Here is a 23,257-nt window from a genome sequence, read left to right as displayed (position 1 = left end):
TCCGCAGATGTCCACGAGCGGAAAGGTCGCGGTTGCCGGAGTCGTGGCAGCCATCGTGCTGTTCTGGGCGGTCGGGTTCTGGGCCGGCCTGTTGGTGCTGATCGGTGTGCCGACGGCGGCCTACCTGCTGCTGGACTCCTCGCAGCGCCGTAGGGTGCGGGGCATATCCAGGAAGCGCATCGGCCGCTGACGGCGGCAGGGGGGGCATTCATGAACACCGGGATGGATACTGCGCAGGCGGCGCAGGTCACTGCGGTCAGCAGCAACGGCGTGTACTCGTTCACGAAGCCCGCGCGGGAGCACATCACGCTGCTCGCCGGGCTCGGGGTGGAAGGGGACGTGCACTCGGGAGTGACCGTCAAGCACCGCTCCCGCGTGGCCCAGGACCCGACGCAGCCGAATCTCCGCCAGGTCCACCTGATCCACCGGGAACTGTTCGACGAGGTGGCCGAAGCCGGCTTCAAGGTCGAGCCGGGCCAGCTCGGGGAGAACGTGACCACGCAGGGCATAGACCTGCTCGGCCTGCCGACCGGCACGCTGCTGCAACTCGGCGGCGAGGCGGTGGTCGAGGTGACCGGCCTGCGCAATCCGTGCCTGCAGATCGACAACTTCCAGAACGGTCTGCTCAAGCAGTTGGTCAACCGCGATGCCGAGGGTCAGCTGGTCCTCAAGGGAGGGATCATGGGCGTGGTCCGCCAGGGCGGCACCATTCGTCCGGGCGACACCATCACGGTGACCCTCCCGTCGGAGCCGCACGTCCCGCTCGAGCGCGTCTGACCGCACCTGCCCCCTTCCGGACTTCGGCAGTGGCCCCGCTGTCAGTAGTAGTCCCGCATCAGCTCCGTGGACCACTGCGGCTGGTGCAGTTCGCCGCGGGGGCCGAACTCGGTCATGTACGGCTTGAGGTCGAGCACCGGCGTGCCGTCCACCGCGTCCAGACCCTCCACGTGGACCTCCAGACCGTCCACCTTCAGGATCCGGCAGCGCGAGACGCCCAGCCGGTTCGGCCGGTTCTTGCCGCGCTGGGCGAAGATGCCCACCAGCGGCCAGTCCTGGTTGCCGCGGGGGTGCCTGGCGCCCGTCTCGATCTTCTCCACCGGCACCCGGTCGAAGTGGTAGACCACCTCGACGTGCGAGAAGTCGGCCAGCCCGTACAGGGCCTCCGGGCCGAACCGCTCGCCGTCCAGGCGGATCGCCGCGGTCTCCCGACCCCAGTCGTCGTCCACGGCCTCCGCGCGGCCACCCACCACCACGCCCACCGGTTCCATCAGCACGGCTTCCCCCTCGTTCGTGTTCCCGTGTCCTTCGAGCGCGTCGTATGCGCCGTATCAGTCGCGCACCCCGCGCACCCCGCGCACCGCGCGCACCCCGCGCACCGCGCGCACCCCGCGCACCCCGGTACGTTCAGACCGGTCGCACCGCGACCCGGTCCAGCGCCGCCAGCAGCCCGGCCAGCTCCGGCAGTTCCGGGTCCCCGTCCCGGGGGACCTGGAGCACCTCGCCCGGCTCCTCGTCCAGCAGCACGAAGGCCGCACCCGCGGTGCGGGCCACCAGCGACCAGCCGGGCCCGTCCACGCGCAGCGTGCGCGCCTCCTCGCCCGCGAACGAGGACCGCACCCGGCCCGGCGGCGGGGGGCTCTGTGTGTACTCCAGGGCCTCCTTGAGCGCCCGGGCCAGCCCCGGATGCGCCGCGGCCGCCGCACCCCCGTCCTCGGGTTCGCGTTCGCTCCAGTCCGCCCACTCCCGGGCGATCTGGTCCGCGCCCATCCGCCGCTGCACCGGACCCCAGGACTCGGCCGAGGGCGGCGCCAGCGGCACCCGGCCGGTGCCGTCCGCGCCCTGCTCGGGATCGTGCGGCTCGGGGATGCCCGCCGTCGCCACCGCCAGCTCCAGGGGCCAGCCCGCCAGCGAGACCACGATGCTCTGCTCGTCAGGGGACAGGTCGTAGTCCATGCCGCAGTCCCACGAGGCGATCGCCATGGCCACGAGCGAGACGTCGTCCACGACCACGGTCCAGCGCGCCCCTTCCTCGTCCTGCCCGAGCACCAGCCCGTAGCCGTCCGGCGCCGGAGGCACGCCCAGAAGCGAGCAGGCCTCCGGGAAGTCGTCACCCAGGATGCTGGGGAACTGCGCGGGGGTCAGCAGCACGGCCGTCAGCACGTACAGCGACCCGCCGTCCTCCTCGTCGGACACGTGGCCTCCCGGTCTCTCTCGTCGGCGCACCCTAACCAGCCGGTAACCCGCGCGTCGAGAGCTGGCGGGCAGCGATTTCCAAGCCCGCTACCTGCACGTAGAGTTGGGAGCCCGCCACAGAAAGGGACACCGGTGCAGCGTTACGACCGGCTGAGGGAGATCCTCCGTCTCGACCCCGACAAGGACTTCCTCTCCATCTACCGGCTCACCGCCACCTACGAGTTCCCATGGGACTTCACCCGCGCCCTGGAACTAGCCCTCTTCCGGACCTACGCCGTCCCCAGCATCGGCAGCCTGCTCGCCGAGACCGCCGAGTTCACCGACCGCTCGCAGAAGCGCTACGACGACACGGCCCTGCTCCTCGACGCGATCGTGGAGCACGGCTTCGAGTCCGACACCGCGCGCACCGCCATCCGCCGTGTCAACCAGATGCACCGCAGCTACGACATCGGCAACGAGGACATGCGCTACGTCCTGTCCACTTTCGTGGTGATTCCCGCGCGCTGGCTGGACGCCTACGGCTGGCGTCCGCTGACCGGCCACGAGCGCCGGGCTTGCGCGAACTACTACGCCGCCCTCGGCCGACACCTGGGCATCACGGACATCCCGGGCTCCTACGAAGAGTTCGAGGCCACCCTCGACGCCTACGAAGAGGCCCACTTCGGCTGGGACGAGGGCGGCCGCGCGGTCGCCGACGCCACCCTCGACCTGATGGCCTCCTGGTACCCGGCGCCGCTGGCCCCGGCCGTGCGCCGCGGCAGCCTCGCCCTGCTCGACGAGCCGCTGCTGCACGCCTTCCGTTACGAGTCCCCGCGCCCCGGGGTCCAGCGGCTGGTCCGGGGCGCCCTGCGGCTGCGCGGGCGCGCCGTCCGCCTGCTGCCGCCGCGCAGGGCCCCGCACTACGCCCGCCAGAACCCGGAGATCAAGGGCTACCCCGATGGCTACGACGTGGGCGAGCTCGGCACTTTCCCGGTGCCCGGCTCGGGCGGGTGCCCCGTGCCCCATCCGCGCCGGCCGGCCGGAGCGGAGGCTCAACCTCCGACCTGATCCCGATCGCCTCCGCGGACCCCCGCGCAAGGGGGCGACGTACAAAAGGGTTTGCGGTCTCTCAGGTTCGTCGGACCGCGAGGGCCAGGAACCGGGCGTCCTCGTCGGCGTACGAGGTCAGCTGCCAGCCCGAACCGGCGAGCAGCGGGCCGAGGTTGTGCTCGGCCCGCATGTCGTCCGCGGTCAGCTCGCGGCCGTGGTGTGCGGCGAGGGCCGCTCGCCCGATCGGGTGGAACAGCGCGAGCCGGCCGCCGGGGCGGACGACGCGGGCGAGCTCGCGCAGGTTCTCCGCCGGATCGGGCAGGTGGGCGATGAGCCCCGCCGCGAAGACCGCGTCCAGCACCGCGTCGCGCAGCGGCAGCCGGGCCGCGTCCGCGAGCAGCAGCGTCCCCTCCGCCGCCCGGCCGGCCTGCTGCGCGGCGGTCAGCATCTGCGGGGTGAGGTCGGCGCCGAGCACGGTTCCCGACGGGCCGACCGCCGCCCGCAGCGGCGTCAACGCCCGGCCGGTGCCGCAGCCCGCGTCGAGGACCCGGTCACCGGGCCGGAGCCCGAACTCGGCCACGGCGGTCGCGAAGGCGGGTCCGTCCCCGGGGAACTTGCGGTCCCAGTCGGCCGCGCGCGCCCCGAAGAAGTCCTGTACGTGCGTGTGGTCTTCGCTCATGCGCTCATAATCCCCCACCGTGCGCCCTGCGCGTCATGGGCGCCCTGCGCTGCGTGTGCAAGGTGGCACGCGGTGTGATCGAAGATGAACGTATCTCTGTCATATTCCAGCAGTTCCAGCGGCTTTCGGAATGCGCCCCTTGTTCGCGCCCTCACCCGGACTAGCGTCCGGTGGCCATGGGACACCTGGACCACGCCGCCTATGGCTGGCTTACCCCCGTGCTGTCATACGTGATGGCATCGATAGGCGCTGCCCTCGGGCTGCGCTGCACCGTCCGCGCGCTCGCCGCGACCGGACCCTCCCGCCGCAACTGGCTCATCACCGCGGCCTCCGCCATCGGCACCGGCATCTGGACGATGCACTTCGTCGCCATGCTCGGCTTCCACGTCACCGGCACCGAGATCCATTACAACGTGCCGCTGACCATCCTCAGCCTCCTCGTCGCCATGACCGTCGTCGGTGCCGGCGTCTTCGCCGTCGGCTACGGCAAGGACCGCGGCCGCGCCCTCGTCCTCGGCGGACTCACCACGGGACTCGGCGTCGCCAGCATGCACTACCTCGGCATGGCCGCCCTGCGGCTGCACGGCGGCATCTCCTACGCCCCGCTGACGGTCGGGCTCTCGGTGGCCATCGCCGTCGTCGCCGCCACCGCGGCACTGTGGGCCGCCCTCAACATCAAGTCGCCGGTGGCCGTCGCCGTGGCCTCGCTCGTCATGGGCGCGGCCGTCAGCAGCATGCACTACACCGGAATGCTCGCCGTCTCCGTGCACGTCACGCCGTCGGACGAAGCCCTGCCCGGCGCCACAGCCATGCAGTTCATCTTCCCCCTGGCCGTCGGACTCGGCTCCTACCTCTTCCTCACCTCCGCCTTCGTCGCGCTCTCCCCGACCGCCGACGAACGGGCCGCGTCCGCCTCGGCCTCCGCCGCCCAGCACCTGGGGGAGCACCCGTCGCCGGCCCGCTGAGGCCGACCCATCACATGCGGATCCGTACCCCCGTCCGCATCCGTACTCGCACAACGCTCGTACCGCACCCGCACCCGCACCCGCACCCGCACAACGCCCGTACCGCCCCGGAACGAGGAGCCCATGCGCACACCCCGCACAGAACCGGAAGCAGCGGCGCCGCGGCTGCCCGCGCACGCGGGCGGTCCCGGTAAGGGGACTGGCCGCCGGGCCCACGCCGGACCGCCCGCCGAGGAGCCGGCGGACCACGGGCCGATCCGCCCGGGCGGCGGCCCGGCCCCTGCGACAACCGCCGGCCCGCGGCTGCGGCTGCGCCCCGGCACCGTCCGCGCGAAGATCGTCTCGTTGCTGATGGTGCCGGTGGTCTCCCTGCTCGCCCTCTGGGCCTTCGCCACCGTCAGCACCGCCCAGGACATCGCCCGCCTCGACCGCGTCCGGCAGGTCGACGCGCAGATACGCACCCCCGTCGCCGCCGCGGTCGCCGAGCTCCAGGCCGAACGGCGCGCCGCCGTCCGACTGCTGGCCGATGCCGCCGGTGCACCCGGCGCCTCCGGCGCCCCTGCCTCCGGCGCGTCCGCCGCCACCGACCAGGCGGTCGCCCAGTCCGCCGCCGCCCTGGACCAGCAGGCGCGCCGCACAGACACCGCCGTCCAGCCGCTGCGCCTCGGCGACCGGAACACCGTGGCCGACACCGGTGACCACACCGCCGACCTCGTCGCCCGGCTGCGCGGCTTCGTCGCCGCCGCGGAGGAGCTCGGCCCCTTCCGCAAGGAGATCGCGAACCGCCGCGTCACCGCCGACGTCGCCCATGACACGTACACCAGCGTGATCGACTCCGCCCTCGCCGTCTCCAGCGCCCTCTCCGGCGGTGGCCGGGACGCCGAACTCGGCCCCGACGCCCGGGTCCTGCTGGAGTTCGGGCGGGCCGGGGAGCAACTGTCCCGTGAGGACGCGCTGCTCGCCGTACCGGGGCAGCGCAGTGCCGAAACGCTTCGCCGCCTGACGGGGGTGATCGAGACGCGCCGCGCGCTGACCGACGCCGCGGCCCGGGACCTGCCCGGTGCGCAGCAGGCCGCCTGGGAAGCCGTCGTCAAGTCCGCCGCCTACGCCGATCTCGCCGCGGCCGAGGACCGCGCCCTGGCCGCCGGGACCGGCCGGGACGCACATGGCGCGCCCGCCGGCTGGGAGGCCGCGTACAGCGGGGTCGCCGGCTCGATGAGGGAGATCGAGGCGGCGGCGCACACCGCGGCCGCCGACCGTTCCGAGCCGTTCGCCGAGGGCGCGCTCAGCCCGGCGGGAGCCGCCGTGCTGCTCGGGCTCGCGGCCGTCGCGGCCTCGCTCGTCATCTCGGTGCGGATCGGGCGGGCCCTGGTCGTGGAGCTGGTCTCGCTGCGCAACACCGCCCTGGAGATCGCGCACCGCAAACTCCCGCAGGCCATGGACAGGCTGCGGGCCGGCCAGGACATCGACGTCGACGCCGAGACCCCGCCCGGTCCGGTCGCGGAGGACGAGATCACCCAGGTCGGCGAGGCCCTGGCCACCGTCCACCGGGCCGCCCTCAGCGCCGCCGTCGAGCGTGCGGAACTCGCCGGCGGGGTCAGCGGCGTCTTCGTGAACCTCGCCCGGCGCAGCCAGGTGCTGGTGCACAAGCAGCTCACCCTGCTCGACTCCATGGAGCGGCGGGCGGACGACCCGAGCGAACTCGGGGACCTGTTCCGACTCGACCACCTCACCACCCGGATGCGGCGGCATGCGGAAAGTCTGATCATCCTGTCGGGCGCCGCCCCGGGGCGCGCCTGGCGCATGCCGATCCCGTTGACCAATGTCGTACGGGCCGCCGTCTCGGAGATCGAGGACTACCCACGCGTCGAGGTCCGCCAGCTCGCCGAGGCCGCCGTGGTCGGCGGCGCGGTCGCCGACCTCACCCACCTGCTCGCCGAACTCATCGAGAACGCCACCCAGTTCTCCCCGCCCCACACCAAGGTCCGGGTCAGCGGCGAGCCCGTCGGGGCCGGCTACGTCCTGGAGGTCGAGGACCGCGGCCTCGGGATGGGCCGCGAGTCCCTGGGCGAGGCGAACCGGCGCATCGAGCAGTCCGAGGCGCTCGACCTCTTCGACAGCGACCGCCTCGGGCTGTTCGTGGTCAGCCGTCTCTCGGCCCGCCACGGAGTGAAGGTGCACCTGCGCACGTCGCCGTACGGCGGTACCACCGCCGTGGTGCTCCTGCCGCACTCCCTGCTCCAGGGCGCGCTCACGACCGGCGCCGGCGCCGTGGAACCGGATGCCATGGAGGCCATGGGGGTCGTGGAAGCCGCGGAGCCGGAGCAGCAGCCGGCCATGAGCCTGGTACGGGAGGACGTGCGCGCCTCGGCGGTACGGGAGGACGCGCGCGGGATCCCGGCCGCCGGGCGGTCCCCCGTACGGGAGGAGCCGCGCCCCGCCCCGGTGGCGTCGCTCCGGCCGCGCGGCCCCGGGGGCACGGTGACCCGTACGCCCGCGGTCGCCGGCGCGCCCGTAGCGGCCGGGGCGGCGGTCTCCGGCTCGGGCTCGGCTTCGGCGTCGGCATCCACCTCGGGTTCGGGTTCGGCCTCGGCTTCGGCTTCGGTGACCGAACTCCCGCGCCGGGTGCGCCAGGCCAGCCTCGTCCCGCAACTGCGCGAGGCCCCCGCCCCGAAGGCCCCGGCCGGCTCGCGGCTCGCGGAGGACCCGCCGGGGCGCAGTCCCGAACAGGCGCGGGAGCGGATGGCGGCGTACCGGGCCGGCTGGGCGCGCGGCGCTCAGGAGAACTCCCCGAACGCACGCAGCGAAGGCGAAGAAGAAGGAGGAGAACGGCGATGATCGAACACCAGAGAATCGACCTCGAAGGCGTCCGCAGGTCCGGGGAACTGGACTGGCTGCTCGACGACTTGGTGGTCCGGGTCCGCGAGGTCCGGCACGCCGTCGTCCTGTCCAACGACGGCCTGGCGGTCGGCGCCTCCAGCGCGCTGAGCAGGGAGGACGCCGAGCATCTGGCGGCGGTCGCCTCCGGCTTCCACAGTCTGGCCAAGGGCGCGGGCCGGCACTTCCACGCCGGGGGCGTGCGCCAGACCATGGTGGAGATGGACGAGGGGTTCCTCTTCGTCGCGGCGGCGGGCGACGGCTCCTGCCTGGCCGTGCTCAGCGACGCCACGGCCGACATCGGGCTGATCGCGTACGAGATGGCCCGGCTGGTGAAGCGGGTCGGGGAGCACCTGCACACCCCGCCCCGGTTCGCGGCGCGCCCGCCGTCCGCCGGCTGAGGGCGGTCCTGCACATGAACGGCCAGTGGTACGACGCCGACGCGGGCCCGCTCGTCCGTCCGTACGCCATGACCGGCGGGCGTACGAGGCCCGGGCCCCACGGCGTCCGCTTCGACCTGATCGCGCTGGTCGTGATGGACCCGGACGGGACGGACGCGGCGGCCGAGGCGCTGCTCGGGCCGGAGCACCGGGCGCTGCTCGGGCTCTGCCGCGACGAGACCCAGTCGGTGGCGGAGCTCGCGGCGGACGCGGACCTGCCGGTGGGCGTGGTGCGGGTACTGCTCGGCGACCTGCTGGAGGCCGGGCACGTCAAGGTCAGCCGGCCGGTACCGCCGGCGCAGCTGCCGGACGAGCGGATTCTGCGTGAAGTCATCGAGGGATTGCGAGCGCTGTGATGGGACTGCACGACAACGGATCCGACGGTGACGGCGAGCTGGCCTCGCTCGCGCTGAAGATACTCGTGGCGGGTGGCTTCGGGGTCGGCAAGACCACCCTGGTCGGGGCGGTCAGTGAGATCCGGCCGCTGCGGACCGAGGAGGTGCTCAGCGAGGCCGGGGAGCTGGTCGACGACACGGGCGGGGTCGACCAGAAGACGACGACGACCGTGGCCATGGACTTCGGCAGGATTACGATCCGCTCCGGGCTGTCGCTGTACCTGTTCGGGACACCCGGGCAGGACCGGTTCTGGTTCCTGTGGGACGAGTTGTCGCAGGGTGCCCTGGGGGCGGTGGTGCTCGCCGACACGCGGCGGCTGGAGGACTGCTTCCCGGCGGTGGACTACTTCGAGCACCGGCGCATTCCCTTCGTGGTCGCCGTCAACTGCTTCACGGACGCCAGGCGGTACGGGGCGCACGAGGTGTCGCGGGCGCTGGACCTGGACCAGGGGACGCCGGTGGTGCTGTGTGACGCGAGGGACAAGGACTCGGGGAAGGAAGTGCTGATCAGGCTGGTCGAGTACGCAGGTCGGGTGCACACCGCGCGCTTGCTGGACTCGGTCGAGCCGCAGGCCGATTCCGTGTGAACGCGAACGGGCCTGCGGCAGCTGGCAGCGGGCAGTGGGCGGCGGGCGGCGGGCGGCGGGCGGCGGGCGGTCGGGATCGTCGGCGATGCCGGCTTGGGCGACCACCTTGTCGATGGGGACGCGGACGAGGAGTTCACTGGGGACGGCGTTGCGGCGGCCGAAGGCCTCGGCCCGCTCCTCGCCCATGGAGCGGGCGCCGATGCGCGTCGCCCAGTGCCCGGCCGCCACGCAGCACCCCGGCCGCGTCGTCGGCGCGCCCGTTGATCTCGGCGCGGCCTTGCAGGACGACGTAGGAGAAGGGCGGCCGGTCGTCGTCCACGCAGAGCGCGACGCGGCCGTCCCGGGCCGGATCGCGCCCCTTGACGGTGTCCTTGCCGGTGCTGAAGACGAAGGAATCGCCGTCGAGAACGAACCGGATCGGAGCGATGTGCGGGCTTCCGTCCTCGCGGACGGCGGCCAGCTTGCCGGTACGGGTGGAACGGGAGACGAATGCCCGCCATTCCTCTTGAGTCATCTTCTTCGCCATGGCTCCATCCTCCTTGCCGGAAAGCCGCTGGTGGGGAAGGCTTGCGCCACAACTACGAGGGGTGGGGCGCGGCCGTGTCGGCCGCGTCAACGGGGAGGGGCTTGAAATGGCACTGGACAAGCAGCTGGACTGGCTGTTGGACGACCTGACACGGCGCGTCCAGCAGGTGCGGCACGCGGTGGTGCTCTCCAACGACGGCCTGGTGACGGGCGCGAGCGCCGGGCTGGCCCGGGAGGATGCGGAGCACCTGGCGGCCGTCGCCGCCGGCCTGCAGAGCCTGGCGAAGGGGTCGGGGCGGCACTTCCGGGCCGGTGAGGTGCGTCAGACCATGGTCGAGTACGACGAGGGAGTCCTCTTCGTCATGGCGGCGGGCGCGGGCAGTTGCCTGTGCGTGCTGAGCGCCGCCGAGGCCGACATCGGGCAGGTCGCGTACGAGATGACGTTGCTGGTCAACCGGGTCGGGGAGCACCTGGGCGTCGCGGAGCGGCGGATCACCGGCGGCTGACTGACCTGGCCTTTTCCGAGTTATCCACAGACCTCGCGGGATGTTGTCGCGCTGAGTTACGGTCTTCACACAGAGTAATCGCTGCTCGTGGGGAGGACCGTGATGACAACGATGGACACAGTGGCGGGCGACCGGGTAGCCGTGGCCGCGGAGACGGCCGCGGACGTGGACGCGGATGTGGTGATGGGCGGCGTACAGGCCGCAGGGGCGCTGGGGTTGAGCCGGAGCGAGTTCGCGCGCGCCGTCCAGCTGGGAATCGTACGGGCCGGGCCGCCGGCCCCGGGCGGGGCCGCGCGCTTCACTCGGGGCGAGCTCGACCGGGTCCGCTCGGCGGGGGGCTGCCCCGACACCCTGCGCGGGCGCGTCGAGACGGCGGCCGGGGCGCAGGCCTCGGCCGGCGTGATGGGGGTCGGGCCCAGCCGGTTCACCCGGCTCGCGCGCTGCGGACACCTCACCCCGGTCGGGTACCGGATCAACCGCTACCGGGCCGTGGTCTGGCTCTATCTGACCGCGGAGCTACGGGACTTCGCGGCCCGGGAGCCGGGGATGCTGCGCGGGAGCGCCCCGCCGGCGGACCGGGAGCTGATGGCTGCCAAAGCAGATCTGCGCCCGCGGAAGTGGCGCGAGAGGCATGTGGGGCTCCTGCTGAGACGGGCCACCGACCCATGGGAGCGGGCGGGCGTACTGGCCTCCGTACTTCCGGAGGAGGAGGTGCGCGAGGCGGTGCCCGACCCGGCGGAGCGGATCGTACTCACCGCGCTCGCCCCGCCCCCGCCCTACGGGCACCCGCAGGTCCCGGCGGCCGCGGCCGTGGCGGCACGGCTGCTGCGAGCGGAGGCGGCCGACGAGATCCACTGGTACCGCACCAGCCTGGACTTCGCCCTGACCGGGGCCCGCGGTCAGTCGAAGTCGACGGGGGACAGGGGGCCGACGTAGACCCAGGCCCCGCCCTCGCGCGAGAAGCTGCTGTGCTCGTGCAGTGAACCGGTGTGCCGACCCTCCCGGTAGTGCGCCCGGAACTCCACCGACCCCTGCGTCTCGAACATTCCGCCGCGCTCGGTGGCCAGGATCTCCAGCCGCTCCCAGCGCTGCCCGGGGTCCAGGTCGAGCCCGTCGGGGCGGGTGGAGGGGTGCCAGGAGCGCAGCAGGTAGGCGGTGTCGCCCACCGCGAAGGCGCTGAACCGGGAGCGCATCAACAACTCGGCGGTGGGCGCCTGCCGTTCACCGGAGTGGAAGCGGCCGCAGCACTCCGGGTAGGCGGCGGGCAGCCCGCAGGGGCAGGGGATGGCCGGGATGGGCATGAGTGGGCTCAGCTCTTCGGGGTGGGGACGGTGAGGAGGGAGGGCGGAAACTACTGCGGCGACGGGGCCGGCTTGGCCGCGTCGGCCGGATACGGGCGGAACAGGCCCTCCTGGACCACGGAGACCAGCAGCCTGCCCTCCAGGTCGTAGATACGGCCACGGGCCAGACCCCGGCCGCCGTGCGCGATGGGGGACTCCTGGTCGTACAGGAACCACTCGTCCGCCCGGAACGGGCGGTGGAACCACATGGCGTGGTCCAGCGAGGCCATGTCGAAGCCGCGCATGCCCCACAGGGGTTCCTCGGGGATGCGCACCGCATCGAGGAGGGTCATGTCACTGGCGTAGGTGAGGGCGCAGGTGTGCACGAGCGGGTCGTCGCCCAGCGGGCCGACCGCGCGCATCCACACCGCGCTGCGGGGATCGGCGTCCTTGAGCTCCTCAGGAGTCCAGCGGAGCCGGTCCACGTACCGGATGTCGAAGGGCTGGCGGCGGGCCATCCGCTCCAGCGCCTCCGGCAGCGCGCCCAGGTGCTCGCGGATCTCGTCCGCGACCTTCGGGAGCGTGTCCGGGTGGGGGAAGTCGAGGCGGGGAGGCAGCTGGTGCTCGATGCTGCCCTGTTCGGGGTGATGGAAGGAGGCGGTCAGATTGAAGATGGTCTTGCCCTGCTGGACCGCGGTGACCCGGCGCGTGGTGAAGGAGCGCCCGTCGCGCACCCGCTCCACCTGGTACACGATCGGCACCCCGGGGATACCGGGGCGCAGGAAGTACGCGTGCAGGGAGTGGACCGGCCGGTTGCTCTCGATGGTGCGGCCGGCGGCGACCAGGGCCTGTCCGGCGACCTGCCCGCCGAAGACGCGCTGGAGTGACTCCTGGGGGCTCGCGCCCCGGAAGATGTTGACCTCGATCTGCTCCAGGTCGAGCAGATCGACAAGTCTCTCGGCGGGGTTCGTCATCAGAGGTTCTCCACTGTCGGGTCCGGCGGCCGCGGTGGCGCCGGTCGTTTGCGGGGGACTGTCAGAGCTGGCCGAGCTCGCCGACCGAAGTGACCCTGATGACCGCGCGGCCCTCCTCGTCGGAGGCCGCGAGGTCCACCTCGGCGCTGATGCCCCAGCCATGGTCGCCGTTGGGGTCGGCGAAGGTCTGGCGGACGCGCCACAGGCCGTGCGCCGGGTCCTCCTCGATCTGGAGGAGCTTGGGGCCGCGGGCGTCGGGGCCGGTGCCCAGGTCGTCGTACTCGTCCCAGTACCCGTCCATGGCCTCGCCCCAGGCGTCGGCGTCCCAGCCGGACTCGGCGTCGAGTTCGCCCAGCACGTTGACGTGGTCCAGCGCGGCCAGTTCCACCCGCCGGAACATCGCGTTGCGGACGAGGACGCGGAAGGCGCGGGAGTTCGCGGTGACCGGCTTGACCTGGTCGGCCTTCTCCTGAGCCTGCTCCGCCGTCTCCACCTCCGGGTTCGCCAGCTGCTCCCACTCGTCGAGCAGGCTGGAGTCGACCTGGCGGACCAGCTCGCCCAGCCAGGCGATGAGGTCCTGGAGGTCCTCGGACTTCAGGTCGTCGGGGATGGTGTGGTCCAGCGCCTTGAACGCGCTCGCCAGATAGCGCAGCACGATGCCCTCGGTGCGGGCGAGCTCGTAATAGGAGGTGAACTCGGTGAAGGTCATCGCGCGTTCGTACATGTCGCGGATGATCGACTTCGGGGAGACCGGGTGGTCGCGCACCCACGGGTGGCTCTTGGCGTACACGTCATAGGCGTGGAAGAGCAGCTCTTCGAGGGGCTTGGGATAGGTGACCTCCTGGAGCCGCTCCATCCGCTCCTCGTACTCGATCCCGTCGGCCTTCATCGCGCCCACGGCCATGCCGCGTTCCTTGTTCTGCTGGGCGGCCAGGATCTGGCGCGGGTCGTCCAGCGTGGACTCGACGACCGAGACCATGTCCAGCGCGTAGGAGGGGGATTCAGGGTCCAGCAGGTCGAAGGAGGCCAGCGCGAAGGTGGACAGCGGCTGGTTGAGCGCGAAGTCCTGCTGGAGGTCGACGGTCAGCCGGATGGTGCGGCCCTCGGCGTCGGGGGTGTCGAGCTTCTCCACCACACCGCCGTCCAGAAGGGAGCGGTAGATGGCGATGGCCCGGCGGATGTGCCGCAGCTGGGCCTTGCGCGGCTCGTGGTTGTCCTCGAGGAGGTGGCGCATGGCCTTGAAGGCGTCGCCCGGCCGGGCGATGACCGACAGGAGCATGATGTTGGTGACCTTGAAGCGCGAGGTCAGCGCCTCCGGGTCGGCGGCGATGAGCTTCTCGAAGGTGGTGTCCGACCAGGCCACGAAGCCCTCGGGAGCCTTCTTGCGGACCACCTTGCGGCGCTTCTTCGGGTCGTCGCCCGCCTTCGCGAGGGCCTTCTCGTTCTCGATGACGTGCTCGGGCGCCTGGGCCACCACATAGCCCGCCGTGTCGAAGCCGGCCCGGCCGGCGCGGCCGGCGATCTGGTGGAACTCGCGGGCGCGCAGGGTGCGGACCCGGTTGCCGTCGTACTTGGTGAGCGCGGTGAACAGCACGGTGCGGATCGGGACGTTGACGCCGACGCCGAGGGTGTCCGTACCGCAGATGACCTTCAGCAGGCCCGCCTGGGCCAGCTTCTCCACCAGGCGCCGGTACTTGGGCAGCATGCCCGCGTGGTGCACGCCGATGCCGTGGCGGACGTAGCGGGAGAGGTTCTGGCCGAACTTGGTGGTGAAGCGGAAATTGCCGATCAGATCGGCGATCTTGTCCTTCTCCTCGCGGGTGCACATGTTGATGCTCATGAGCGACTGTGCCCGCTCGACCGCCTGGGCCTGCGTGAAGTGCACGATGTAGACCGGCGCCTGCCGGGTCTCGAGCAGCTCGGTGATGGTGTCGGTGATCGGCGTCGTGACGTACTCGTACGACAGCGGGACGGGCCGGGTCGCGGAGCGGACCACGGAGGTCGGCCGACCGGTGCGCCGGGTCAGGTCCTCCTCGAACCGCTTCATGTCGCCGAGGGTCGCCGACATCAGCACGAACTGCGCCTGCGGCAGTTCCAGCAGCGGGATCTGCCAGGCCCACCCGCGGTCCGGTTCCGCGTAGAAGTGGAACTCGTCCATCACGACCTGGCCGATGTCGGCGTACTTGCCGTCGCGCAGGGCGATGGAGGCCAGCACCTCGGCGGTGCAGCAGATCACCGGGGCATCGGCGTTCACGGAGGCGTCGCCGGTCAGCATGCCGACGTTCTCGGTACCGAAGAGCTTGCACAGGTCGAAGAACTTCTCCGACACGAGCGCCTTGATCGGGGCGGTGTAGAAGGTGACCTTGTCCTGGGCCAGGGCGGTGAAGTGCGCCCCCGCCGCGACCAGGCTCTTGCCGGAGCCGGTCGGAGTGGAAAGGATCACGTTCGCCCCGGAGACGACCTCGATCAGCGCCTCCTCCTGAGCCGGGTACAGGGTGATGCCCTGTTCCTCCGCCCACGAGGAGAAAGCCTCGAAGAGGGCGTCGGGGTCGGCGTTCGGCGGGAGCTGATCAATGAGGGTCACACCCCCCATCTTGCCTGGCTTCCCCCCGGATGAGGGAACCGGCGGCCGGAAGGAAGATCATCGACGGTACGCTGTGCCGTCGATGCGGCCCGACCGACACCGTCGACAGGGCCCGACCAGCACACGACCGGGGTGGGGAACGACCATGATGGGTCCCGCGCACTCACTGTCCGGGGCAGCGGCCTGGCTGGGGGTCGGCGCGGCGGCAGCGGCAGCCGGTCACCCGATGCCGTGGCCCGTTCTCGTCGTCGGCGCACTGATCTGCGCCGGCGCGGCTCTCGCCCCGGACCTCGACCACAAGTCGGCGACGATCTCGCGCGCCTTCGGCCCGCTCTCCAGGGGCCTGTGCGAGGTGGTCGACAAGATCTCCTACTCCGTCTACAAGGCCACCCGGGCCCCGCGTGACGCCCGCCGCACCGGCGGTCACCGCACCCTGACCCACACCTGGCTCTGGGCCGTCCTGATCGGCGCCGGCTCCTCCGCCATCGCCGTCACGGCCGACCGCTGGGGCGTGCTCGCGCTGCTCTTCGTCCACCTGGTCCTCGCCGTCGAAGGCCTCCTGTGGCGGGCCGCCAGGATGTCCAGCGACGTCCTGGTCTGGCTGCTCGGCGCCACCAGCGCCTGGATACTGGCCGGAGTGCTCGACCAGCCCGGGAACGGGGCGGGCTGGCTGTTCACCGGCCCCGGCCAGGAGTACCTCTGGCTCGGCCTGCCGATCCTGCTGGGCGCCCTGGTCCACGACATCGGCGACGCGCTGACGGTCTCCGGCTGCCCGATCCTGTGGCCCCTGCCCATCGCCGGCAAGCGCTGGTACCCGATCGGCCCGCCGAAGATGATGCGCTTCCGAGCCGGCAGCTGGGTCGAGCTCAAAGTCCTGATGCCGGTCTTCATGCTGCTCGGCGGGGTGGGCGGCGCCGCCGCCCTCGGTTTCATCTAGGCCGCCGTCCGCCGGCCCGGCTGCCCGGGCCGGCGGACGGTCGCACCTCCGGTCACAGCGCTACCCGTGCCAGGACCGCCACAGCGCCGCGTACGCGCCGTCGGCCGCGACGAGGTCGTCGTGCGAGCCCAGTTCGCTGATCCGGCCGCGCTCGACCACCGCGATCACGTCCGCGTCGTGCGCGGTGTGCAGCCGGTGGGCGATCGCGATGACCGTACGGCCGTCCAGCACCCGGGCCAGCGAGCGCTCCAAGTGCCGGGCGGCACGCGGGTCCAGCAGCGAGGTCGCCTCGTCCAGCACCAGCGTGTGCGGGTCCGCCAGCACCAGCCGGGCCAACGCGATCTGCTGGGCCTGCGCCGGGGTCAGCGCCGTACTGCCGGAGCCGACCTCGGTGTCCAGACCGGACTCCAGCGCCCGTGCCCAGCCGTCCGCGTCCACCGCGCCCAGCGCCGCCCACAGTTCGCAGTCGTCGGCACCCGTCCGGGCGAGCCGTAGGTTGTCCCGCAGGGAGCCCACGAACACGTGGTGCTCCTGGTTGACCAGCGCCACGTGCTCGCGCACCCGCTCCGCCGGCATCTCCGCCAGCCGCGCCCCGCCGAGGGTGATCTCACCGGTCCGCGGCGCGTAGATGCCCGCGAGCAGCCGTCCCAGAGTCGACTTGCCCGCGCCCGAGGGCCCGACCAGAGCCATCCGTGTGCCCGGCGGCACGGACATCGACACCTGGTGCAGGACGTCCACGCCCTCCCTGTAGCCGAAGCGGACCTCGTCCGCCCGTACGTCCCGGCCCTCGGGCGCGACCTTCGCGTCTCCCGTGTCCGGCTCGATCTCCCGTACGCCCACCAGCCGCGCCAGTGAGACCTGGGCGATCTGCAGCTCGTCGTACCAGCGCAGGATCAGCCCGATCGGGTCGACCATCATCTGCGCGAGCAGCGCGCCCGTGGTCAGCTGCCCGACCGACATCCAGCCGTGCAGCACGCAGAAGCCGCCGATCATCAGCACGGAGCCGAGGATCGTCACGAAGGTCACGTTGATGACGGGGAAGAGGACGGTCCGCAGGAAGAGCGTGTACCGCTCCCACGCCGTCCACTCCTTGATCCGCCGCTCCGACAGCTCGATGCGGCGCGAGCCGAGCCGGTGCGCCTCGATCGTGCGGCCCGCGTCCACCGTCTCGGTGAGCACCGCCGCGACCGCCGCGTACCCGGCCGCCTCGGAGCGGTACGCCGAGGGCGCCCGCTTGAAGTACCAGCGGCAGCCGATCACCAGCACCGGCAGGGCCACCAGCGCGGCCAGCGCCAGCGGCGGCGCGGTCACCGCGAGCGCCCCGAAGAGCAGCCCCGCCCACACCACGCCGATGGCCAGCTGGGGCACGGCCTCGCGCATCGCGTTGGCCAGCCGGTCGATGTCGGTGGTGATCCGCGACAGCAGGTCTCCGGTGCCGGCGCGCTCCAGCACACCCGGAGGCAGGCCGACCGAGCGCACGAGGAAGTCCTCGCGCAGGTCGGCCAGCATCTCCTCGCCGAGCATCGCCCCGCGCAGCCGGACCTGGCGGACGAACACCGTCTGGACGACGAGCGCCACCGCGAACAGCAGCGCCACCCGTCCCAGATGGAGCTCGCGCGCCCCCGCCGCGAGTTCGTCCACGACCTGCCCGAGCAGGTACGGGCCGACCATGGAGGCGATCACCGCGACCGCGTTGACCGTCACCAGCAGCAGGAAGGCCCGCCGGTGGCGGCGGAACAGGCCGCGCACGTAGCCCCGTACGGTCGCCGACGTGCCCACGGGCAGGGTCGCGGCCGTCTCGGGGGCCGCCGGATCGTAGTCCGGCGGCGCGATGCCGATCATGCGGTTTCCTCGATCTCTGTGAGTGCTTCTTCCATCCGGGCCAGCCGCTGTTCCTCGTCCGTCTCCCGCGTGACGACCGCCCGGTAGCGCGGTTCGCCGTGCAGCAGTTCGCGGTGCGTGCCGGTCGCCACGGCGGCGCCCTCGTGGATGAGGACGACGCGGTCGGCCCGGTCCAGCAGCAGCGGCGAGGACGCCAGTACCACCGTCGTGCGCCCGGCGCGCAGGGCGCCGATGCCGTCCGCGATCCGCGCCTCGGTGTGCGAGTCGACCGCCGAGGTCGGCTCGTCGAGCACCAGCACCTCCGGGTCGGTGACCAGGGACCGGGCCAGCGCGAGCCGCTGGCGCTGCCCGCCGGACAGCGACCGGCCGCGCTCGGTGATCCGCGCGTCCATCGGCTCCGCGACCCCGTCCGGGGCGGACTGCAGCAACGCGTCCAGTACGTCCCCGCACTGGGCGGCCTCCAGGGCCGCGGCGGGCCCGACCGCGCCGGACGCGGGTACGTCGAACAGCTCGTGCAGCGTCCCGGACAACAGCACCGGCTCCTTGTCCTGTACGAGGACCAGGGTGCGCGCGGTGTCCAGCGCGAGCTCGTCCAGTGCGACCCCGCCGAGCAGCACCGGGGCGCCGCCGACGGCCCCGGCCGCATCGTGAACGGGATGACCGCCCAGCCGTTCCGCGAGTCGGCCCGCCTGGTCCGGGTCCCCGCACACCACGGCGGTGAACCGGCCCGCCGGGGCCAGCAGCCCCGTCACCGGGTCGTAGAGGTCGCCGCCCGGAGCGGGCGCGTGCGCCGACGTGGCATCCGGCTCCGCCGCGTCGCGCCCGGCCGCGTCGGGCTCGGCCGCATCCGACTCGGTGCGCGTCAGCGACAGCACCCGGGCGGCCCGCTTCGCGGAGGGGCGGGAGAAGGAGTACGCCATCGCGATCTCCTCGAAGTGCCGCAGCGGGTAGAGCAGCGTCGCCACCGCGCTGAACGCCGCGACGAGTTCACCCACCGCGATGCGTCCGTCCACGACGAGCGTGGCGCCGTACCAGACCACCGTGATCAGCAGCGCACCCGGCAGGAGCACCTGGATCGCGGAGATCAGCGCCCACATCCGGGCACTGCGCACCGCGGCCTTGCGGACCTCCTGCGAGGCCTCGCGGTAGCGGCCGAGGAACAGTTCCTCGCCGCCGATCCCGCGCAGCACCCGCAGGCCCGCGACGGTGTCCGAGGCCAGCTCAGTGGCTTTGCCCGCCTTCTCCCGCTGGAAGTCCGCGCGCTTGGTGGCGCGCGGCAGCAGCGGCAGGGCGGCCAGGGCCACCACGGGCACCCCGATCGCCACGACCACGCCGAGCGCGGGGGCGTAGAAGAGCAGGCCCACGCAGACGAGGACGACGGCGAAGGCGGCGGCGAGGAAGCGGGAGACCGCCTCGACGAACCAGCCGATCTTCTCCACGTCGCCGGTGGAGACCGCGACCACCTCGCCCGCGGCGACCCGCCGGGTCAGTGCGGAGCCCAGTTCGGCCGTCTTGCGGGCGAGCAGCTGCTGCACGCGCGCGGCGGCCGTGATCCAGTTGGTGACGGCGGTGCGGTGGAGCATGGAGTCACCGAGCGAGATGGCCACGCCCAGCAGGACGAGCAGGCCACCGACGAGCAGCAGCCGGGTGGAATCGCGGTCGACGACCGCGTCGACGCCCATTCCCACGGCGTACGGCAGTCCGGCGATGCCGGAGAAGTGCAGCAGCCCCCAGCACAGGCTCTTGGCCTGCCCGCCGAGTTGGCCCAGGCCCAGCCACACGAGGAAGCGAGGACCGGATCGAACGTCGGGCACCCCTGGGTCCGGATACGGAAGATCGCTGATCTGCATGACGCCCCATGACTGGTCGAGTGGTCCAAACCGTGCAAGGTTCGCCTTCCGGACCCGTGCCCGGCAATCGATTTTCCGTGGCGCGGAGCGCTCCCGGGGCCGTCAGGGGCGGCTGGCGCGCTCCAGTTCGAGCAGCGCCGAGTAGTAGCTGCGTCCTGTGGCCCGGTCCATGCCGACCTCGCACATCCGGTTCGCCGACAGGTGCGCATCGAACTGCCGGGCCGTCACCTCCGCGGCCTCGCGGGCCGTCGCGGAGGCGGTCAGCTCGGGGTGCAGCATGCCGCGATCGCCGGCGAAGGCGCAGCAGCCCGCATCCTGCGGCACCACCACCTCCTCGGCGCAGGCCTCGGCGACCGCCCGCAGCTGCGCCTCGTCGTCCAAGTGCCGCATCGAGCAGGTGGGATGGAGCACGGCCGAGCCGATCGTGCGCCGGATCTCCAGGTGCGGCAGCAGCTCCTGCGCCGCCCAGACGATGGAGTCGACGATCCGCAGCTCCGCGTGGAGCGCGCGGTTGGCCTCGGTCAGGTAGGGGACCACCTCGTGCGCGATGCCCAGCGTGCACGACGAGGCGTCCACCACGAGCGGCAGCCGTCCGCCCGCCGTCCACCCCCAGGCGGCGGCCACGATCCGGTTCGCCATCACCCGGTTCCCGGCGTCGTACCCCTTGGAGTGCCAGATCGTCGCGCAGCAGGTCCCGGTGACGTCCTTGGGGATCCACACGGGTTTGCCGGCCCGCTCCGAGACCGCCACCACGGCCTCCGGCAGGGAGGGGCCGGGCTGTCCGTCGGGGCCGCCGAAGATCCGGTTGACGCAGGCCGGGTAGTACACGGCGGCGGCGCCCACCCGTCGCGTCGGGGGCAGTCCGGGGGCCGCGGCGCCGGGGATCTGCGGCAGCCACTCCGGAACCAGGTCCGGTCGTACGGCCTTGCGCGCGGCCCCCGTGACGGCCTCCAGCAGCCGGTCCCCGAGCCGGGCGGTGATCTTGTCGGCGGCGGCCACGGCCAGCCGGGCGGCGGCCTCGACGGTACGGAAGCGGCGCGCGGCCAGTTCGGCGGCGCGCTCCTCGCGCGGGCTGTGCCGCCGGTGGCGGAAGTCCTTCATCAGCGCGCCCGTGTCGATGCCGACCGGGCAGGCGAGCTTGCAGGTGGAGTCGCCCGCGCAGGTGTCCACGGCGTCGTAGCCGTAGGCGTCGAGCAGGCCGTCGAGCACGGGGGAGCCGGGCTGCTGGCGCATCATCTCGCGGCGCAGCACGATCCGCTGCCGCGGCGTGGTCGTCAGGTCCTCGCTGGGGCAGGTGGGTTCGCAGAACCCGCACTCGATGCACGGGTCGGCGACGGCTTCGACCTGCGGGATCGTCTTCAGGCCGCGCAGGTGCGCCTTCGGGTCGCGATCGAGCAGGATCCGCGGGGCGAGCACCCCGTCCGGGTCGACGACCCGCTTGGTGCGCCACATGAGCTCGGTGGCCTCGGGGCCCCACTCCAGCTCCAGGAAGGGCGCCATGTTGCGGCCGGTGGAGTGCTCGGCCTTCAGGGAGCCGTCGAACCGTTCCACGGTGAGCCGGCAGAAGGCGTCCATGAAGGCCGCGTACCGCTCGACGTCACTGGGTTTCGCGGCGTCGAAGGCGAGCAGGAAGTGCAGGTTCCCGTGGGCCGCGTGGCCGGCGACGGCCGCGTCGAAGCCGTGCTCCGCCTGGAGTTCGAGGAGCGCCTCGCAGGCCTCGGCCAGCCGGGACGGGGGCACCGCGAAGTCCTCGGTGATCAGGGTGGTTCCGGAGGCCCGGGCGCCGCCGACGGCGGTGACGAAGGCCTTGCGGGCCTTCCAGTAGCCGGCGATGGTCTTCGCGTCCCGGGTGAAGGCGTTGGTCACCGAGGCCACGGGCGCGACCAGTTCCAGCCCGGCTACCACCTCGGCGGCGCGCCGCTCGTACGCGGCGCGGCCCGCCTCGTCCGGGGCCCGGAACTCCACCAGCAGCGCGGTGGTGTCCTTGGGCAGCCCGGCCCAGTCGGCGGGCACCCCCGCGACGCTGACGGAGGCGCGCAGGGTGTTGCCGTCCATCAGCTCGACGGCGAGGGCGCCCGCCTCGTTGAACAGGGGCACGGCGGCGGCCGCGGCGGGCAGCGAGGGGAAGAAGAGCAGTGCGCTGGTGAGTTCGCGGTCCAGCGGAAGGGTGTCGAAGACGACCTCGGAGATGAAGCCGAGGGTGCCCTCGGAGCCGACCATCAGCCCGCGGAGGATCTCGACCGGGGTGTTGCCGTCGAGGTAGGCGTCCAGCCGGTAGCCGGTGGTGTTCTTGATCTCGTACTTGGCGCGGATCCGGGCCACCAGCGCGGGATCGGCCTCGATCTCCCGCTTGATGTCCATCAGCCCCCGGCAGAGCGCCGGTTCGGCGCGTGCCAGCTCCTCGTCGGCCAGCGGATCCGCCGTGTCGACGACGGTGCCTCCGGGCAGCACCAGGGTGAGGGAGGAGAGCGTCCGGTACGAGTTCCGCGTGGTTCCGGCGGTCATGCCGGAGGCGTTGTTGGCGACGACACCGCCGAGCGTGCAGGCGATGGCGCTGGCCGGGTCGGGGCCGAGGATCCGGCCGAACCGGGCGAGCGCGGCATTGGCCCGCAGGACGGTGGTGCCGGGCTGGATCCGGGCCCGCCGGCCCTCCTCCAGCACTTCGACGCCGGCCCAGTGCCGGCGTACGTCGACGAGGATGTCCTCGCCCTGTGCCTGGCCGTTGAGCGAGGTCCCGGCGGCGCGGAAGACGACCTCGCGCTGCCTGCCGTGGGCGTACGAGAGGACCGTCGAGACGTCGTCGATGTCCTCGGCGATCACCACGACCTGCGGCAGGAACCGGTACGGGGAGGCGTCGGAGGCGTAGCGGACGAGGTCGGAGACCTTCCACAGCACCTTCTCCGCGCCCAGCAGCTCGCTCAGCTCGGTGCGCAGCGGCTCGGGGGTGCCGGAGGCGTGCCGCTCGGGCACCCGGTCGGGGGCGGGGCCGCTGATGCTGCGCGGGCGCAGGGCCCCGGGCTTCGGTTCCAGCAGCGGCATGTGCGACCCCTCGCCTCACTCGTTCGGCCCAGTCCCGGGGTTCGGGAACGGACCGGTGCGGTCTCAGCAGCGCCGCTCCGCCGCCGGGGCGTCCGCGAGCGCGTCGAGCAGACCGCCGAGCACCTTGCGCTGATCGCCGGTCAGTGGAGCCAGGATCTCCTCTGCCGCGTCGGTTCGCGCGTTGCGCAGCCGCCGCAGCGTGGCGCGGCCGGTCTCGGTGAGCTCGATCCGTATCACGCGCCGGTTCGCCGGGTCGGGCGAGCGGCGCACGCACTCGGCGGCCTCCAGGCCGTCCACCAGGGTGGTCACGGCGCGGGGCACGACTTCCAGGCGGGCGGCGAGGTCCGCCATCCGGGGCGGCTCGACACCGTCGTAGTGCGAGACCAGGCGCAGCAGCCGGGACTGGGCGGGGGTGATTCCGAGCGGCTCCAGATGGCGTTTCTGGATGCGGTGGAGCCGGCGCGTCAGGCGCAGCAGCTGCTCGGCCAGAACGCCGTCTGTGGTGTCGGTCTCGGAAGCGGTCCTCATACTGGGAACAGTATCAGGACCAGATTC

21 protein-coding genes and 1 pseudogene are annotated in these 23,257 nt (G+C 72.6%); 11 read left to right on the top strand and 11 right to left on the bottom strand.

Annotated elements, in window-relative coordinates; genetic code table 11:
• Positions 1 to 7 precede the first annotated feature (7 nt).
• Entirely contained in the window at positions 8 to 190 is a 183-nt protein-coding gene (locus AB0M99_RS01960; protein WP_365916488.1) for a hypothetical protein, read from the top strand.
• Positions 191 to 222: 32 nt separating this feature from the next.
• Positions 223 to 777 carry an MOSC domain-containing protein gene (locus tag AB0M99_RS01955; protein ID WP_365916486.1) on the top strand — a complete coding sequence of 185 codons (555 nt, stop codon included), beginning with the start codon at positions 223 to 225 and terminating at the stop codon, positions 775 to 777.
• Between the two features lie 41 nt (positions 778 to 818).
• Here the strand turns inward: AB0M99_RS01955 and AB0M99_RS01950 are convergent, their stop codons facing one another.
• Together AB0M99_RS01950 and AB0M99_RS01945 are read right to left on the bottom strand one after the other, a co-directional pair.
• On the bottom strand, positions 819 to 1,268 hold the full coding sequence (locus AB0M99_RS01950) for an SAM-dependent methyltransferase (protein WP_365916534.1): 450 nt from the start codon (positions 1,266 to 1,268) through the stop codon (positions 819 to 821).
• Between the two features lie 136 nt (positions 1,269 to 1,404).
• On the bottom strand, positions 1,405 to 2,193 hold the full coding sequence (locus AB0M99_RS01945; protein ID WP_365916484.1) for a hypothetical protein: 789 nt from the start codon (positions 2,191 to 2,193) through the stop codon (positions 1,405 to 1,407).
• Positions 2,194 to 2,325: 132 nt separating this feature from the next.
• Here AB0M99_RS01945 and AB0M99_RS01940 point away from each other — a divergent pair, with 132 nt between their 5' ends.
• Positions 2,326 to 3,240 carry an oxygenase MpaB family protein gene (locus AB0M99_RS01940; RefSeq protein WP_365916482.1) on the top strand — a complete coding sequence of 305 codons (915 nt, stop codon included), beginning with the start codon at positions 2,326 to 2,328 and terminating at the stop codon, positions 3,238 to 3,240.
• 61 nt (positions 3,241 to 3,301) lie between these two features.
• On the opposite strand, the gene AB0M99_RS01935 is transcribed toward AB0M99_RS01940, so the two are convergent.
• Positions 3,302 to 3,901 (bottom strand): methyltransferase domain-containing protein, encoded by a 600-nt coding sequence (locus AB0M99_RS01935; RefSeq protein ID WP_365916480.1) that lies wholly within the window; start codon positions 3,899 to 3,901, stop codon positions 3,302 to 3,304.
• Positions 3,902 to 4,077: 176 nt separating this feature from the next.
• Here AB0M99_RS01935 and AB0M99_RS01930 point away from each other — a divergent pair, with 176 nt between their 5' ends.
• The 5 genes from AB0M99_RS01930 (at position 4,078) to AB0M99_RS01910 (ending at position 9,165) form a co-directional block, all read left to right on the top strand.
• On the top strand, positions 4,078 to 4,866 hold the full coding sequence (locus AB0M99_RS01930; RefSeq protein WP_365916478.1) for an MHYT domain-containing protein: 789 nt from the start codon (positions 4,078 to 4,080) through the stop codon (positions 4,864 to 4,866).
• Between the two features lie 123 nt (positions 4,867 to 4,989).
• Complete coding sequence (locus AB0M99_RS01925; protein WP_365916476.1) at positions 4,990 to 7,704, top strand: ATP-binding protein; 2,715 nt, start codon at positions 4,990 to 4,992, stop codon at positions 7,702 to 7,704.
• The gene (locus AB0M99_RS01920) at positions 7,701 to 8,144 is read left to right on the top strand and encodes a roadblock/LC7 domain-containing protein (protein ID WP_365916474.1); all 444 of its coding nucleotides are present in this window, start codon (positions 7,701 to 7,703) and stop codon (positions 8,142 to 8,144) included. The genes AB0M99_RS01925 and AB0M99_RS01920 overlap by 4 nt, the downstream gene beginning before the upstream one ends.
• Positions 8,145 to 8,158: 14 nt before the next feature.
• Positions 8,159 to 8,539, top strand: a complete 381-nt coding sequence (locus AB0M99_RS01915) for a DUF742 domain-containing protein (RefSeq protein ID WP_365916472.1) — start codon at positions 8,159 to 8,161, stop codon at positions 8,537 to 8,539.
• Positions 8,539 to 9,165 (top strand): ATP/GTP-binding protein, encoded by a 627-nt coding sequence (locus tag AB0M99_RS01910; protein ID WP_365916470.1) that lies wholly within the window; start codon positions 8,539 to 8,541, stop codon positions 9,163 to 9,165. The genes AB0M99_RS01915 and AB0M99_RS01910 overlap by 1 nt, the downstream gene beginning before the upstream one ends.
• 78 nt (positions 9,166 to 9,243) lie before the next feature.
• Here AB0M99_RS01910 and AB0M99_RS01905 read toward each other — a convergent pair.
• Positions 9,244 to 9,691, bottom strand: a pseudogene (locus AB0M99_RS01905) (PPOX class F420-dependent oxidoreductase); the annotation flags it as partial.
• Positions 9,692 to 9,797: 106 nt separating this feature from the next.
• Between AB0M99_RS01905 and AB0M99_RS01900 the strand changes: the two are divergent.
• Positions 9,798 to 10,196, top strand: coding sequence for a roadblock/LC7 domain-containing protein (locus tag AB0M99_RS01900; protein ID WP_365916468.1), 399 nt, complete (start codon positions 9,798 to 9,800; stop codon positions 10,194 to 10,196).
• A 102-nt stretch (positions 10,197 to 10,298) separates the two neighbouring features.
• Positions 10,299 to 11,132, top strand: a complete 834-nt coding sequence (locus AB0M99_RS01895) for a DUF6397 family protein (RefSeq protein ID WP_365916467.1) — start codon at positions 10,299 to 10,301, stop codon at positions 11,130 to 11,132.
• On the opposite strand, the gene AB0M99_RS01890 is transcribed toward AB0M99_RS01895, so the two are convergent.
• The 3 genes from AB0M99_RS01890 to AB0M99_RS01880 form a co-directional block, all read right to left on the bottom strand.
• Complete coding sequence (locus AB0M99_RS01890) at positions 11,096 to 11,497, bottom strand: YchJ family metal-binding protein (protein ID WP_365916465.1); 402 nt, start codon at positions 11,495 to 11,497, stop codon at positions 11,096 to 11,098. The genes AB0M99_RS01895 and AB0M99_RS01890 overlap by 37 nt on opposite strands.
• Positions 11,498 to 11,547: 50 nt before the next feature.
• Complete coding sequence (locus AB0M99_RS01885; RefSeq protein ID WP_365916463.1) at positions 11,548 to 12,450, bottom strand: acyl-CoA thioesterase II; 903 nt, start codon at positions 12,448 to 12,450, stop codon at positions 11,548 to 11,550.
• Between the two features lie 61 nt (positions 12,451 to 12,511).
• Entirely contained in the window at positions 12,512 to 15,034 is a 2,523-nt protein-coding gene (locus AB0M99_RS01880; RefSeq protein WP_365916461.1) for a DUF3516 domain-containing protein, read from the bottom strand.
• Positions 15,035 to 15,179: 145 nt separating this feature from the next.
• On the opposite strand from AB0M99_RS01880, the gene AB0M99_RS01875 reads away from it, so the two are divergent.
• Positions 15,180 to 15,971 (top strand): metal-dependent hydrolase, encoded by a 792-nt coding sequence (locus AB0M99_RS01875; RefSeq protein ID WP_365916459.1) that lies wholly within the window; start codon positions 15,180 to 15,182, stop codon positions 15,969 to 15,971.
• Positions 15,972 to 16,031: 60 nt separating this feature from the next.
• Here AB0M99_RS01875 and AB0M99_RS01870 read toward each other — a convergent pair whose 3' ends face one another.
• From AB0M99_RS01870 to AB0M99_RS01855, 4 genes are all read right to left on the bottom strand, one after another.
• A complete protein-coding gene (locus AB0M99_RS01870; RefSeq protein WP_365916457.1) occupies positions 16,032 to 17,813 on the bottom strand; it encodes an ABC transporter ATP-binding protein in 1,782 nt (593 codons plus the stop codon).
• Entirely contained in the window at positions 17,810 to 19,663 is a 1,854-nt protein-coding gene (locus tag AB0M99_RS01865; protein WP_365916455.1) for an ABC transporter ATP-binding protein, read from the bottom strand. The genes AB0M99_RS01870 and AB0M99_RS01865 overlap by 4 nt, the downstream gene beginning before the upstream one ends.
• Positions 19,664 to 19,765: 102 nt before the next feature.
• A complete protein-coding gene (locus tag AB0M99_RS01860) occupies positions 19,766 to 22,702 on the bottom strand; it encodes an FAD-binding and (Fe-S)-binding domain-containing protein (protein ID WP_365916453.1) in 2,937 nt (978 codons plus the stop codon).
• 63 nt (positions 22,703 to 22,765) lie between these two features.
• Positions 22,766 to 23,230, bottom strand: a complete 465-nt coding sequence (locus tag AB0M99_RS01855; RefSeq protein WP_365916451.1) for a MarR family transcriptional regulator — start codon at positions 23,228 to 23,230, stop codon at positions 22,766 to 22,768.
• Positions 23,231 to 23,257 lie beyond the last annotated feature (27 nt).

This window comes from Streptomyces sp. NPDC051183 (assembly GCF_040682455.1).
Classification (GTDB): Bacteria; Actinomycetota; Actinomycetes; order Streptomycetales; family Streptomycetaceae; genus Streptomyces.
The sequence above is the reverse complement of the archived record's forward strand: the minus strand, read 5'-3'. Positions and strand labels throughout refer to the sequence as shown.